The following is a 15758-nucleotide window of genomic DNA, read 5'->3' as shown; positions in this document are numbered from 1 at the left end:
TTATGATTCAGAGAAGTTTTATATTCATATTGTCGCTTTTGTGGTTGGCTGGATGCACCTCCGTTTCCGAGAAAGGAAGTCCTGATCTCTCCGATATATGGGTAGAAATGCAGGAAAACCCGGAAGGAATCGGGGTGTTACAACCTCGTTTTTCCTGGAAAATAGCAAGCGACAAGCCTGATCTGATGCAAACTGCTTATCAGATTGATGTAGCTGCCTCCGAGAAAGAACTCGATAAGGCCTCTGCCTTACTGTGGAGTTCGGGAAAAGTAACCTCTGATCAATCTTTGTTGATTCCATATGCCGGTAATAAGCTTGAATCAGGGAAGAAATATTATTGGCGCCTTACGGTATGGACAAATACAGGTGAAAGCTATAAGAGTGATGTGCAACATTGGTCTATGGGTTTACTCAATGCATCCGACTGGAAGGCTAAATGGATTGGGCTGAATGATAGTACGGGATATAAAGTAGAAGATAATCGTACAATTCTTCCTGCACGTTATCTTCGTAAAGAATTTAACAGTGCTTCATCGATAGAACGAGCCGTCCTGTATGTTTCGGGTGTGGGTTCTTCTGTTTGCTATATTAATGGTAAACAGGTGGGAAACGATGTGTTCGGACCGCTTCCTACCTGGTATGATGCTTCTGTATCTTACCTGACCTATGATGTTACTTCTTTGTTGAAGAAAGGCGAAAATGCCATTGGAGTAGTATTGGGAAATGGTCGCTTTCTGACCATGCGTGAAAGAGGCATGGCCGGATTTGGTTTCCCTCGCCTGATTGCTCAGTTATGTGTTGAATATAAAGATGGAAACTCTGAAGTTATAACCAGCGATGAATCGTGGAAAGCAACCAATAAAGGGCCGATAACAGAAAATAATGAGTTTGACGGCGAAAAATACGATGCTCGCTTAGAGTTGGGAAAATGGACGGAAACTAACTATGATGATTCTGCCTGGCAAACAGCCGAATTAATGGATACTCCCAAAGGGAAACTAACGGCACAATTATCTCCCAGTCTGAAAGTGATGGAAGAGATTAAACCGGTTTCCGTAACCGCAGTGGAAGGTGGTCGTTATATTGTTGATATGGGACAGAATATGATCGGTTGGCTGCAAGTAAAATTAAAAGGGAAGAAAGACTCTCCAATCATTATGCGATTCGCCGAAGTGCTTAAACCGGAGAATAAAGCCGAATTATATGTTGCTAATTTACGCAGTGCTCAGGTTATGGATCGCTATATACCGGCGGCCGACGGAGCATTTACATGGGAACCTACATTTGTTTATCATGGTTTTCGTTTTGCGGAAATATCCGGATTGGATTATCAGCCTACAGCAGATGATTTTACGGGTAAGGTGATTTATGATAAAATACCGACCAACGGTACGTTCGAAACATCCAACAAAGTTATTAATGCAATACACCGTAATGCCTATTGGGGTATTCGAGGAAATTACAGAGGAATGCCGACGGACTGTCCGCAACGTGACGAGCGTCTGGGTTGGTTAGGTGACCGTTCCACAGGAGCATATGGCGAGAGTTTTATCTTTGGTAATGCCAAACTATATAATAAATGGCTGGTCGATATTGAAGAGTCTATGTCGGATGCCGGAAGTATTTCTGTCGTTTCTCCACGTTACTGGACAATATACAATGACGATGTTACCTGGCCTTCCGCTTATTTCTATATCGCGGATATGCTATATCGGCAATTTGGTGACGACCGCTCGATCAAAGAGCGTTATCCATCCATGAAGCGCTGGGTACAACATCAGGTTGAAACTTGTATGAAGGATTATATTCTGACAAAGGATACTTACGGTGATTGGTGTATGCCTCCCGAATCATTGGAATTGATTCATTCAAAAGATCCTTCCCGGAAAACAAACGGAGAGGTGCTTAGTACGACTGTCTTTTATAGTATTCTTGAACTTATGCAGAAGTTTGCCGTTATGAACGGTCAACCAGCCGATGCGGAAGAATACGCTGCTCTTGCTTCAAAGATAAAAGAAGCATACAATAAGAAGTATTTTAACGAAAAGACAGCCCAATACGATAATAATACAGTAACGGCCAATATGTTGTCCTTGCAGCTCGGACTTGTTCCTGAAGGCTACGAAGACAAGGTGTTTGCTAATATTGTAGAAAAAACGGAAGTGGATTGTAAAGGACATGTGAGCGCTGGTGTTCTCGGTATTCAGCATCTGATGCGTGGTCTAACCGAACATGGGGGATTGGAATTAGCTTATAAAATCGTGACGAATGAAACCTATCCTTCTTGGGGATATATGATCAAGAACGGAGCAACAACTATCTGGGAGCTATGGAACGGTGATACTGCTGATCCTGCCATGAATTCCAGAAACCACGTGATGTTACTTGGTGACCTTTTGGTTTGGTTTTACGAAGATCTGGCGGGAATAAAGAATGATCCGTCTTCGGTTGGTTTCAAAAAAATATGGATGGAGCCTGTTTTCCCGGAAAAACTTACTTATGTCAATGCGTCTTATAATTCTCCTTATGGTCAAATTATTAGTTCCTGGAAGCGCGACGGTAATCAGCTTTATTGGGAAATAGAAGTACCGGCTAATACCACAGCAACCGTTAAGTTACCGGCTTCATTTAATATTGATATAGATAAGAATCAGGTAGGTGTACATCAGGTTTCAACAACGGCTGACAGCATAATGATTGAGCTTGGATCAGGGAAATATACGCTTCAATCTAAATAATAAATAAGTACGATAATTTATGAATACAATAATTGGATTGATAATAATAGCCATAGGCAGCTTCGGACAGAGTAGCTCGTATGTGCCGATAAATAAAGTAAAGAACTGGAGTTGGGAAAACTTCTGGTTGACTCAAGGAATATTTGCCTGGTTGGTTTTTCCTTTTCTTGGAGCCTTATTAGCTGTTCCCTCCGGAGGAAGCCTGAGTGAATTGATCTTTACGGAAGAGGCATTCAAATCTATGATTTATGGAATGCTCTGGGGAGTGGGGGGATTGACATTCGGACTGAGTATGCGCTATCTGGGTATTGCTTTGGGACAAAGTATTGCTTTGGGAACTTGTGCTGCTTTTGGAACGCTTTTTCCTGCACTTCTTGGAGGAATGGATTTGTTGCATGGCAACGGGTTAATCTTGCTTATCGGAGTATCAATAACCTTAGCCGGTATTGCGGTTATCGGTTATGCGGGCAGTTTACGTGCCCGTAATATGACAGAAGAAGAACGGAAAGCGGCTGTGAAGGACTTTGCATTGACTAAAGGACTGTTGGTTGCATTACTTGCCGGTGTGATGAGTGCATGCTTTAATCTTGGATTAGAGGCCGGAAGCGGAATCGTAGAAAAAGTTAAGGCTGCAGGAGCGAATGAATTATTCGCGTTAAATCCCGTAATCCTGTTGGTTACTATGGGAGGATTTACCACTAATGCTATCTATTGTATATTTCAAAATATAAAAAATAAATCCGGGAAAGAATATTTATCTGTTCCGGGTAGCGTGTTGATTAATAATGTCTTATTTTGTGCCTTGGCTGGAGTTCTGTGGTATTCACAGTTCTTTGGTCTTGGCATGGGTAAGAGCTATTTTGCCGATTCTCCTGTTATGTTGGCTTTCTCCTGGAGCATACTGATGTCTCTTAATGTGATATTCAGCAATCTGTGGGGAATAATACTGAATGAATGGAAAGGAGCCGGAAAACAAACGATTACCGTTCTGATTGTCGGAATGTGTATCTTAATATTTTCTTTGCTTTTCCCGAATTTAGTATGATAAGTATAGTTGGAATGTTTTATTAATTATAAAAACAATGATAAGAGATAATAAAGAATTGATGGCTGAGATAGGCCGTGTAGCTGAAGTTGCCGGTTATCTGTGGACAAAAGGTTGGGCAGAACGTAACGGCGGAAATATTTCCGTAAATGTTACACACCTTATGACTGATGAAGAAAAAGCATTACCTGCTTTGGCTGCTCGGGTACAATTACCGGCCGAGATGGATGCTTTAAAAGGGCATGTGTTTTTCGTTACAGGTACAGGTAAGCGTATGCGCTATGTTGCCCAGAATCCATTCGAAAATGGTTCGCTGATTCGTATCAGTCCAGACGGCCTTTTCTATGAAATAATTGCTGAGAAGCCTACTCAGCCCACATCTGAACTTCCTTCTCACCTCTCTATGCATAATTATGTTCGTTCTACAGGCCGTGATAACCGGGTAGTTCTTCACACGCATCCTACTGATCTGATCGGATTGACGCACGGACCTAAATTCTTGAATTCGGAGTATCTGACACGTACACTTTGGGCTATGATTCCGGAATGTCGCATTATCGTTCCCAAAGGGATCGGTATCGTTCGTTACGAAATTCCGGGAACGATGGATCTGGCGCGTGCTACAATCAAACAGTTAGAGAAACATGATGTTGTATTCTGGGAAAAACATGGAATCTTAGCTGTAGGAGAAGACCTGATTGAATGTTTTGATACGATAGATACGTTGAGTAAATCGGCTCAGATCTATTTCAGTGCCCGTATGGCCGGATTTGAACCGGAAGGCATGACGGATGAGCAGTTAGACGGGTTGGTGGACGCGTTTAATCTATAATTAGTTTAATTTATAGAGGATGTGTTCCTAAAGACACATCCTCTTGATTTTCTTTTGCGAACGAATATATCTGAAAATACTATGTCCAAAACACGGCAGCTCCTCCTGTTTATTTCTTTATTTGTTTGTTTTTCGGTACAGTCGGCTTCTCTTCGTGTAGGCGACTTGCAATGTGAATACCTGAAATCTCCAAAAGGTTTAGATGAAAAACTGCCCCGATTCAGTTGGGTGTTAACTTCGACCAAAACTTCTGCTAAAGGGAACTATCAAACGGCTTATCGTATTCTGGTAGCCGATAATATAAAAGATATAAAACAAAAACAAGGCAATATCTGGGCATCGGAATGGGTACATTCAGACCAGACGCAACAAATTGTATTTAAAGGAAAAGACTTACTGTCGGATCGTACCTATTACTGGTGTGTTCAGGTAAAAGATGAGGCCGGTAAAGAATCTGCCTGGAGTGAAATTAATGACTGGTCAACAGGCTTGTTTGAAAAGAAAGACTGGACTGCCGAGTGGATCGGTAGTGATGTTGTTTTTGATCCCTCTCTTTCTGAATCCAATATCTATGATCCTTGGTTTCGTAAAACCTTTGATTTAAATAAGAAACCATCAAGAGCAATGTTGTTTGTTGCGTCTGTGGGTTATCACGAACTCTATGTTAATGGAGAAAGGGTGGGAGATGAGGTCTTAGCTCCTGCTGTTACCGATCATACGAAACGTGCTCGCTATATAGCGTACGATATTGCAAAAAAACTTAAGCCGGGTAAGAATGTCATAGCGTTGTGGTTAGGTACTTCCTGGTCTGTTTTCCCTCCTTATAATATGCCCGACAGACCACGTACTCCTATGGTTATTGCTCAGGCAGATATTTATGAATCGAATAATTCTACTCCGGTTTTACGTATTAAAACCGATAACTCATGGAAGACACATCCAAGCCCTAATAAACTGTCCTGCAAATGGTCGGAAAATTTCTTCGGTGGAGAAATCTGGGATGACAATAAGTCGATTCCGGATTGGAATAAAGTCGGCTATAATGATGAGTTCTGGGAAAAGGCAACATTGTATAATCTTAATCTGAAACTTTCTGCCCAAAGAGTAGAAGGAAACAAACTTTATGATGAAATAAAACCAATATCGATCGAAACCAGACCGGACGGCTCATATCGCGTAGATATGGGGGTGAACTTTGCCGGATGGACAAACATACAGGTTAAAGGGCAACCTCACGATACAATTCATTTCCTTTTTTCAGAACGTGAACAAGCGGAGATGACGTTCAGAAACTTTAGTGCCTATGTTGTTGGAACTTCCGGCGAGGGCACTTTCAGGAATCGATTTAATTATAGTTCCGGTCGTTGGATTACGATTAAGGGATTAAAAGAAAAACCGGAATTATCCGATATAAAGGGTTGGATGGTACGTACCGCCTATCAACCTGCGGTTACTTTTGAGTGCTCGGATTCTTTACAGAATTGGATATACGACCGGGTGTTATGGACTTATCAGAATTTATCCATCGGAGGATATATTGTCGATTGTCCACAACGTGAACGATTGGGGTATGGTGGTGATGCTCATGCAACCAGTGAAACGGGCTTGTTAAACTTTAAGACCGCTGCATTTTATACTAAATGGATGCAAGACTGGCAGGATGTACGCGGAACAGAACCTGTTGTTGGTGATATGAATCGTGCTGACTGGGCAAGACAAGGCATAATGAGTGGACGTTTCTTAAAGAATGGGATTCTCCCTCATACGGCTCCGACGTATGCAGGAGGCGGTGGCCCTTCGTGGGGAAGTATTACAGTTGCCCTTCCCTGGTTGGTGTATCAACAGACCGGAGACACACGGATTCTTGAAAAGAATTATGAGTTAATGGACGAATGGTTGCAATTCTTGCAAACCAAGACCGTTGACGGGATTATGCGTCGTTTTGGTGGAAATTGGGACTTCTTAGCTGATTGGCTTTGGCCGAATGCTACGGCTGAAGGCATGAATAATAACAAACCTGAAGCAGAATGTTTCAATAGCTGTTTCTTGGTGTACAATTTCCGGTTGATGGAGAAAATAGCCAACGCATTAGGACGTGCTGACGATGCAAAAGTCTGGCAGGAGAAAGCCATACAGAATAGTCAGGCGATTCATCATGCTTACTTTGATCCGACTGACGATAGTTATTGCGATAAATCTATGGGGAATCTGGCGATAGCCTTGTTGGCAGACGTGCCTCCTTCAGATTTAAGAGTTCGCGTAATAAAACGCTTAGAAAAAGAAATCCTGGACATACGTAAAGGACATATTCATGTAGGAATAACCGGTGGAGCTGTTTTGTTTCGTTTGTTAAGACAAGAGAACCGCCCGGATTTAGTCTATTCCATGCTTTCACAAACAGACTATCCGGGTTGGGGATATATGAAAGCAAACGGGGCAACGACAATCTGGGAAATGTGGGAAAAAGATCTTCCCGGTCATTCATTATTGCATAGTTCCTATCTCTATCCGGGAGCCTGGTATATTGATGCTTTAGCTGGTATCAGAGCAGATGAAAACCATCCCGGATATAAGCACTTCTTTATCTGTCCGCCATTGCTTGGGGAAACTACGGTAAAGTGGGTAAAATGTTCTTTTGATTCGCCTGCAGGCCGGATTAAATCGGAATGGAATATACAGAACGGAAAGGCGACACTTAAAATAGTTGTTCCTCCCAACACAACGGCAACGGTACGTTTTCCGTCTAAAGAAATGGACGGGAATTATACTTTGCATACGTTCAATTCCGGTCATTATACACTAACAAACCAATAAAGAATAAAATATAAATGTACATGAGAATAAAGTTGATAATTATTGCATTTTTTGTAGTCTGCTGTCTGATTTCCTGCGGTAAACAGCAGCAGACTACTGTTTCAATGGATGACGTGGAGGCTAGCTTCAAAGATATACCGGCTTCAGTACAAACGAGTGTCTATTGGTATTGGATCAATGGTAATATCTCTAAGGAAGGAGTCGTGAAAGACCTGCATGCGATGAAAGACGCCGGTATAAACCGGGCATTTATCGGTAATATCGGAGATCAGCAAGGTATTCCTCATGGTACAGTTAAACTATTTACCGATGAATGGTGGGACATCATGCATACCGCGTTAAAGACGGCTTCGGAATTGGATATAGAGATCGGTATCTTTAATTGTCCCGGATGGAGTCAATCGGGAGGTCCTTGGATCAAACCGGAAGAGGCTATGCGTTATTTAGCTTCCTCTGAAATGAGGGTTGAAGGCCCAAAGAAGCTTCGTGCTAAATTAGAGAAACCGACAAGCGATTTTGAAGATGTAAAATTAGTTGCTTATCCTGTAAATAAGGGATACCGCGAAAACTTATTGACAAAAAGTGGAACATCGATCGTTTGTTCTCAAACTAATATGAAGAAAGGAGAACAGTATGTCTTACCGGCAGGTGAATCGACTATTACTATACGTTTGTCGCCGGGAAATACTGTTCGTAGCCTGATTTTTTATCCGGAAGGTATCTCATATGCGGATGGAGAATTTCAGGTAAAAGAAGGTGGAACATATAAAACGCTCCGGACGTTTACAATAAATCGTACAAATGCTAACCTGAATGTTGGGTTTGATCCCTTTGCTCCTGTGGCGATTGCTTTGCCGGAAACAGAGGCGAGTGAATGCCGTATTTCTTTTAAGAATACCCGCGATAAATCGGTTTTTAGTCAAATAAAGCTGACCTCTACTCCGGTGGTTGAACGTTATGCGGAGAAATCATTGGCAAAAATGTTTCAGACCCCACTACCATACTGGCATGACTATCTGTGGGATGCTCAACCAGCTATTACAGATAATACCTTACTGATTGAACCGTCTGCCGTATTGGATATCTCAGAAAAAATGGATGAAGCGGGGAATTTAAACTGGGATGTTCCGGAAGGAGAGTGGATTGTTATGCGTACAGGTATGACTCCTACAGGGGTGGTTAATGCTCCTGCTGATCCTGAAGGAACCGGCCTGGAAGTGGATAAGATGAGTAAATTGCACGTGGCATCTCATTTTGATGCATTTCTCGGAGAACTAATTCGCCGTATTCCGGAGGCCGACCGTCGCACCTGGCGTGTTGTGGTGGAAGATAGTTATGAAACCGGAGGACAGAACTTTACGGATGGATTTTTAGAAGAGTTTAAAGAACAGTACGGCTATGACCCTGTGCCTTACCTTCCTGTTTTTAAAGGATACACTGTGGGTAGTCCTGACCAGTCCGATCGTTTCTTGTGGGACGTGCGTCGTTTAGTCGCAGATAAAGTGGCTTATGATTACGTCGGTGGTTTAAAAGAAGTGAGTAATAAACACGGTCTGACTACCTGGTTGGAAAATTACGGACATTGGGGATTCCCCGGAGAATTTTTGCAATATGGAGGACAATCGGACGAAATCGGCGGAGAATTCTGGAGCGAAGGGGATCTGGGAAATATAGAGAATCGTGCCGCCTCTTCGGCTGCACATATTTATGGGAAGACAAAAGTATCCGCAGAATCTTTTACCAGTGGAGGATCACATTTCGCCCGTTATCCGAAAACAATGAAACAACGAGGCGACCGATTTTTCACGGAAGGAATCAACAATACTTTGTTGCACGTATATATACAGCAGCCTTACGAAGATAAAAATCCGGGAATGAATGCCTGGTTCGGGAATGAGTTCAATCGTAAAAATATATGGTTCAGTCATATGGATCTTTTTACGGATTACCTGAAAAGATGCAATTATATGCTTCAACAAGGTACCTATGTCGCAGATGTTGCTTATTTTATCGGAGAAGATGTTCCGAAAATGACCGGTGTTTGTGACCCGGCTTTACCAAAGGGATATTCTTTCGATTATATAAACCGCGAAGTGTTGATGACGCGTGCTTCAGTGGTGGATGGAAAACTGACTCTGCCGGACGGTTTACAATACAGTGTGCTTGTTTTACCTAAACAGGAAACCATACGTCCTGATTTGTTAGAGAAGATCGCCGGTTTTGTAGAACAAGGAGCTATTGTCTTAGGTCCCCGCCCAAGTCGTTCGCCAAGTATGCAGGGATATCCGGAGGCAGATGAAGAGGTGATATCTATTGCCGATGATCTCTGGGGAGAAGTGGACGGCGTAAACGTTAAGCATGCGCAGGTCGGTAAAGGTATGATTTGTTCCGGCATGACAATGGAAGAAGTCTTTGAACTCATTGGTGTTAATCCGGATATGAAAACAAGTCCTGAGGATCCGTTATTATTTATTCACCGCAGAGTGGACGACGCAGATATTTACTTCGTCTCAAATCAGGCGGAAGAAACCGTAAGCGTATCACCTCGTTTTCGGGTGACGGGAAAACAACCGGAACTTTGGAACCCGTTGGAGGCAAGTGTTCGGAACCTTCCGGCTTTTAAAGTGGAGGATGGATTGACAACAGTACCTATGCAACTCGAACCCTTAGAAAGTGCTTTTATTATTTTCAGAAAAGCGGCAGGAAAAGGAAATGATAGAGGTCTAAAAGAAAATTATCCTGAATTGCAGGACTTGGCCTCATTGAATAACTCCTGGCGTGTACAGTTTGATGCTTCAAAAGGAGGTCCGGCCGAATCTGTTGTTATGGATCAATTGATCGATTGGACGCAGTCGTCCAATGATCAGATAAAGTATTATTCCGGAGAAGCCGTTTATACGAATACATTTGAACTGGCTTCTGTGCCGAAGGGTGCGATTTATTTAGACTTGGGACGCGTGTCTGTCATGGCGAAAGTGAAAATAAACAGTCAATATGTTGGTGGTGTATGGACGGCTCCATGGCGGGTTGATGTAAGTAAATTTGTGAAGGAAGGAAAGAACGAGGTGGAAGTTTCAGTAGTAAACAACTGGGTGAATCGTTTGATCGGTGATAGTAGTTTGCCGGAAAACGAACGTACCACTTGGGCGCTGGTTAATCCATATACACCTATAAGTCCCTTACAATCATCAGGATTATTGGGCCCGGTAAGGATAATTTGTGCAAAATAAACAGGCTTTTGTTTTTTAGGCTCTTCGGCAGACAGGTCAAAGAGCTTCGGCAAAGATTTAGAATAGGAATAAATATTTATTATATGAGACAGAGTTGTTTTTTTATTGGTGTTTGTTTTTTGTTATTGCCTTTAGTTATAAAAGCTCAGGTTCCGTCTGTCGTTTCAGACGCAAATACGCATATTCGTAAAACTGAATTAACCCGCGCGTTTCTGACTCCGACGCGGATCATCTGGAAATCGGATGAATCAGGCAAGTATGTGAGAAATGAAGACGTCTTGCTTAAACAAGGTATCGGACAGGCCGATCTGAATGCAAAGAACGGTTTAAAACTGATAAGCGACAAGGAACATAAAGGTGGCATCGTGCTTGATTTCGGTTGTGAGATACAAGGTGGGCTGGAAATTGTTACCACGATTGCAAATCAAAATCCGGCGGCTCGTGTACGTGTGCGTTTTGGAGAATCTGTTTCGGAGGTAATGAATGATGTCAAGGGGGTAAAGGGCGCGACGAATGACCATGCGATACGGGATGAGGTGGTAACCTTACCTTGGTTGGGATGTATTCAATTGGGACAAACCGGTTTTCGTTTTGTGCGCGTCGATCTTGTAGATGAAGATACCGAATTAGATATAAAAGAGATTTCTGCCATATTCTCGTATCGGGATATCCCGTATCGGGGATCGTTCAAAAGTAATGATGAACGGTTGAATAAGATTTGGATGACCGGAGCTTATACCGTACATGTGAACATGCAGGAATTTCTCTGGGATGGCATTAAGCGTGACCGCTTGGTTTGGATTGGCGATCTTCATCCGGAAATTATGACTGTAAATTCTGTTTTCGGTTATAACGAAGTTGTTCCTAAAAGTCTTGACCTGATTCGGAATACAACGCCATTGCCGTCTTGGATGAATGGTATCAGTTCGTATTCTATCTGGTGGTTGCTCATTCATCGTGACTGGTATTATTATCAGGGAGATCTGGCGTATTTAAAAGAGCAACGTGAATACTTGACCGGATTATTAAAGGTACTGATCAGTAAGATTGACAAAGACGGCCGTGAACAGTTGGACGGAAATCGTTTTTTAGACTGGCCTTCAAGTGAGAATAAAGAGGGTATTGATGCCGGATTGCAATCGCTTATGCTTTGGGCTATGCAGTCGGGACGCGAACTATGTTCCGTGCTTGGAGAAGACCAATTGGCTAAAGAGTGTGAAGAGGCTGCAGCAAAATTGACAAAAGCGGGACAAAAAATAGCGAAAAACTATAAGAAGCTGAAGATTGCTCCGGATGCTCCGGGCTCAAAACAGGGAGCTGCCCTGATGGCATTAGCCGGATTGATGAAAGCGGAAGAGGCAAACAAGAAATTCCTTTCGGTTAACGGTTCTCGCGGCTTTTCTACTTTCTATGGTTATTATATGCTAAAAGCAATGGCCGAAGCAGGAAATTATCAGGGAGCTATGGACGTAATCCGTGAGTTCTGGGGAGCCATGCTTGATCTTGGTGCGACTACTTTCTGGGAAGATTTTAATATTGACTGGTTGCCGAATGCAAGCCGGATTGACGAACTTGTTCCCGAAGGTAAAAAAGATATACACGGAGATTACGGAGCGTATTGTTATGAAGGACTTAGACATAGTCTTTGTCATGGTTGGGCTTCGGGACCGACTTCCTGGATGAGTGAGTATATTCTTGGAGTAAAGGTGCTTGAACCAGGCTGTAAAGTTGTTCAGATACGTCCCAATCTCGGCGATCTGAAATGGGTAGAAGGTACTTTTCCTACGCCTTACGGAGATATTAGAATAAGCCATAAAGTGATTAATGGCCAAATCGAAAGTAAGATAGATGCCCCGGATGAAGTGCAAATCGTACATTAGTTTTAAAACAAGTGCTTATCTTTACTAATTAAAACACTAATTAAAGCAGCCATGATAAAGAAAATCTTTATAGCAACAGCGGGAATCTTATTGATTCTGAATAGCTGTGTTAATAATACGGTACCGGTGAATCTGCGTACCGACTATTTAACCGAACCTTTGGGATTAGATGCATCGAATCCTCGTTTTACTTGGGAATATTCCGGTGATGATGAACATTTTACTCCGAATCGTTATGAAATAAAAATAGGAACGAATCCCAAAGATCTTCAAACCTACGAAAATGGAATGAAGCTCAAACCGCATACTCGTTATTATTGGCAAGTAGAGGTTTGGGACCAGAATGGAGATAAATCCCGTCCTTCGGAGATAACTTGGTTTGAAACAGCAAAACTGTCTTCATCTGATTGGAACGGACAGTGGATTACCGATAGCCATGATAAAGAATTTGAACCGGCACCTTTGTTTCGCAAGCAGTTTACTGCTGAAAAAGAGATCAAGAATGCACGTCTTTATGTGGCCGCTGCAGGTTATTACGAATTGTTCCTGAATGGGCATCGGGTGGGAGAGAACTATCTTGATCCCGGATATACGCATTTTGATAAGCGTATTCTTTACGTAACGCATGATGTAACGTCGGATTTGAAAAAAGGTGATAATGCTCTGGCTGCCGTTCTTGGGAATGGTTGGTACAATGAGCAATCAGTTGCGGTATGGAACTTTCATGAAGCGCGTTGGCGTGACCGTCCGCGTATGCTCTGCGAATTACGTATTACGTATGCCGATAATTCAGAAGAAACGATTGTGACCGATGATTCCTGGAAGACTTCGACAGGGGCTTATACCTACAATAACTTGTATAGTGGAGATCAATATGATGCCCGTCTGGAAGAAGAAGGCTGGAAAACGGCTTCCTTTGATGATAGCCAATGGAATTCTGCTACGCTTACTTCTTCTCCGGCTCCGCTTTTGGCAGCACAACAAATGCCAGGCATACATATCGTTGACGAAATTCAACCAACGAATATTAAAGCTTTTAGTGATACATTATATGTGTATTCATTCCCTGAAAATATTTCCGGATTATGCCGCCTGAAAGTAAAAGGGGAAGCAGGAACCCGCATTACTCTCAAGCATGGTGAGCTTTTAAAAGAAGATGGTCGTTTGGAGCAGGGAAATATCAATGTTTATTATAAACCGGTAAAACCCGGAGAGGTATTTCAAATGGATGTTTACACACTGAAGGGTGGAGAAGAAGAAATCTTTATGCCTTCGTTTGCTTATCATGGATTTCAATATGTAGAAGTGGAAAGTTCGCGTCCTATCCAAATGGGAGAGGGCAATCTGACGGCTTTATTTATGCATACGGATGTGGCGCCTGTCGGAAATTTTAGCTGCTCAAATCCATTGCTGAATAAAATCTGGAATGCTACCATGCAGGCGTATCGTAGCAACCTACATAGTATTCCGACTGACTGTCCCCAACGGGAAAAGAACGGTTGGACTGCCGATGCGCATGTTTCCATAGACTTGGGGTTACTCGGTTTTGATGGGATTACGCTTTATGAAAAGTGGATGAATGACTTTATCGACAACCAAACCGAAGCGGGGGATATTTCAGGTATTATACCGTCAAGTGGATGGGGGTACGGTAAATGGATAGGTCCTGTATGGGATGCTGCTATGTTTATTATTCCCGATGCGTTATACAAATATTATAATGATACGCAAGCAATCGAACGGCTTTATCCGACAATGGAAAAGTATCTGGACTATTTGAAAACACAGGAAGAGAATGGTATGTTGACTTATGGGTTGGGTGACTGGGTTTACTGGAAAGCGACAACCCCGAATAATTACACCTCAACTGCTTATTATTATTTAGACTATACCCTGATGGCGAAATTTGCTGCGTTGTTAGGAAAAGACGCTACTCCTTATCAGAAGAAAGCCGAAGAATTGAAGAATCTGATTAATGACAACTTCTTTAATGAAGAAACAGGAGTATATGCTAATGGAACGCAAACAGCACAAGCACTTGCTCTCTATCTTCATCTTGCTCCTTCCGGAAAAAGGCAGTTGGTTGCAGATAAACTGCATGAAATAGTTGCTGCTAATGATTATTTTTTAGACTTTGGTTTGATTGGAAGTAAAACTGTTCCTGCCATGCTTACGAAGTATGGATATGTAGAAGATGTCATGAAAATGGTGACTAAAACAGATGCTCCTTCCTGGGGGTATTGGGTGGAAACAATGGGGTACACGACACTTCCGGAGACCTGGACATTGAGCCCTGAGTTCAGAGATGCTTCATTGAATCATGTGTTCATGGGAGATATTTCTGCCTGGATGATGAATTATCTGGCGGGTATCCAGTACGACGAAGATAAGCCGGGCTTTACCCATATAAATATTGAGCCCCATTTTGTAGAGGGACTTGACTGGGCGCATGGCGAATATCATTCAGTAAAAGGCATAATACGCAGCGAGTGGAAACGAGAAGGTGAACGTTATGGCTTGTCTGTAACTATCCCCGTTGGTTGTACTGCAACAATACTTGTCGAAGAAAAAGAATTTCAGCTTGAAGCCGGTACGCATCAGTTGTTGTTCAGGTAATCATAGATAACAATAACATAGTCGTATTCCTAAACTCATTCTTTCTGGATTTACGAAGGGTATGAGTTTAGGAATATTTCGTTAAACTAATCTATAAATGCTGTCTAATTCTCTCATGATTCTATCAATATCTATTTTCAGGTCTATTAATGTTCCTGTATGAAGATCAAATACCCAACCATGCAGGTTGATCCTCCTGCTCCTGTACGCTTTTTGGACATCTACTGTTTTAGCTATATTGACGCATTGCTCTATCACGTTTAATTCAATCAGGCGGTTTGCACGCTCTGTTTTGTCTTTAATGCTTTCTAATTCCTCTTTATGCAGGCGGAATACATCTCGAATATTTCTGATCCATGGATTTAAAAAACCCAAATCTTCAATTTCCATAGATGCGCTAACTCCTCCGCAGTTATAATGTCCGCATACAATGATATGTTTTACCTTTAGGTGACTTACAGCATAGTTGAGGGCAGAAATAAAATTAAAGTCATTATTGGGTGCTAAGTTTGCAATATTACGATGTACGAATACATCACCTATATCAGTTTGCAATAGTTGTTCCACAGAAATACGACTATCTGAACATCCAATAAAAAAAAT

The 15758-nt window shown here is 42.2% G+C and carries 8 protein-coding genes; 7 read left to right on the top strand and 1 reads right to left on the bottom strand.

The window, feature by feature from the left end; translation table 11 throughout:
- The first annotated feature begins 2 nt into the window (after positions 1 to 2).
- The 7 genes from PHT93_RS06665 to PHT93_RS06635 all read left to right on the top strand — a co-directional run bounded on the left by PHT93_RS06665 (position 3) and on the right by PHT93_RS06635 (position 15155).
- A complete protein-coding gene (locus tag PHT93_RS06665) occupies positions 3 to 2738 on the top strand; it encodes an alpha-L-rhamnosidase (RefSeq protein WP_300240960.1) in 2736 nt (911 codons plus the stop codon).
- A 19-nt stretch (positions 2739 to 2757) separates the two neighbouring features.
- A complete protein-coding gene (rhaT, locus tag PHT93_RS06660; protein WP_300240958.1) occupies positions 2758 to 3783 on the top strand; it encodes an L-rhamnose/proton symporter RhaT in 1026 nt (341 codons plus the stop codon).
- A 37-nt stretch (positions 3784 to 3820) separates the two neighbouring features.
- Positions 3821 to 4615, top strand: coding sequence for a rhamnulose-1-phosphate aldolase (gene rhaD, locus PHT93_RS06655; protein WP_300240956.1), 795 nt, complete (start codon positions 3821 to 3823; stop codon positions 4613 to 4615).
- An 81-nt stretch (positions 4616 to 4696) separates the two neighbouring features.
- Complete coding sequence (locus PHT93_RS06650; protein WP_300240954.1) at positions 4697 to 7429, top strand: family 78 glycoside hydrolase catalytic domain; 2733 nt, start codon at positions 4697 to 4699, stop codon at positions 7427 to 7429.
- Positions 7430 to 7449: 20 nt separating this feature from the next.
- A complete protein-coding gene (locus PHT93_RS06645) occupies positions 7450 to 10659 on the top strand; it encodes a glycosyl hydrolase (RefSeq protein ID WP_300240952.1) in 3210 nt (1069 codons plus the stop codon).
- Positions 10660 to 10742: 83 nt separating this feature from the next.
- Positions 10743 to 12539, top strand: coding sequence for an alpha-L-rhamnosidase C-terminal domain-containing protein (locus PHT93_RS06640; RefSeq protein ID WP_300240950.1), 1797 nt, complete (start codon positions 10743 to 10745; stop codon positions 12537 to 12539).
- 51 nt (positions 12540 to 12590) lie between these two features.
- Positions 12591 to 15155: a family 78 glycoside hydrolase catalytic domain gene (locus PHT93_RS06635; protein ID WP_300240948.1), complete on the top strand. Its 2565-nt coding sequence runs from the start codon at positions 12591 to 12593 to the stop codon at positions 15153 to 15155.
- Positions 15156 to 15236: 81 nt separating this feature from the next.
- On the opposite strand, the gene PHT93_RS06630 is transcribed toward PHT93_RS06635, so the two are convergent.
- Positions 15237 to 15758, bottom strand: a 522-nt coding sequence (locus PHT93_RS06630) for a carbonic anhydrase (RefSeq protein WP_300240945.1), incomplete at its 5' end; no start/stop codon positions are given.

Origin of the sequence: Massilibacteroides sp. (genome assembly GCF_028705895.1) — a bacterium.
Taxonomy (GTDB): Bacteria; Bacteroidota; Bacteroidia; order Bacteroidales; family Tannerellaceae; genus Massilibacteroides.
The sequence above is the reverse complement of the archived record's forward strand: the minus strand, read 5'-3'. Positions and strand labels throughout refer to the sequence as shown.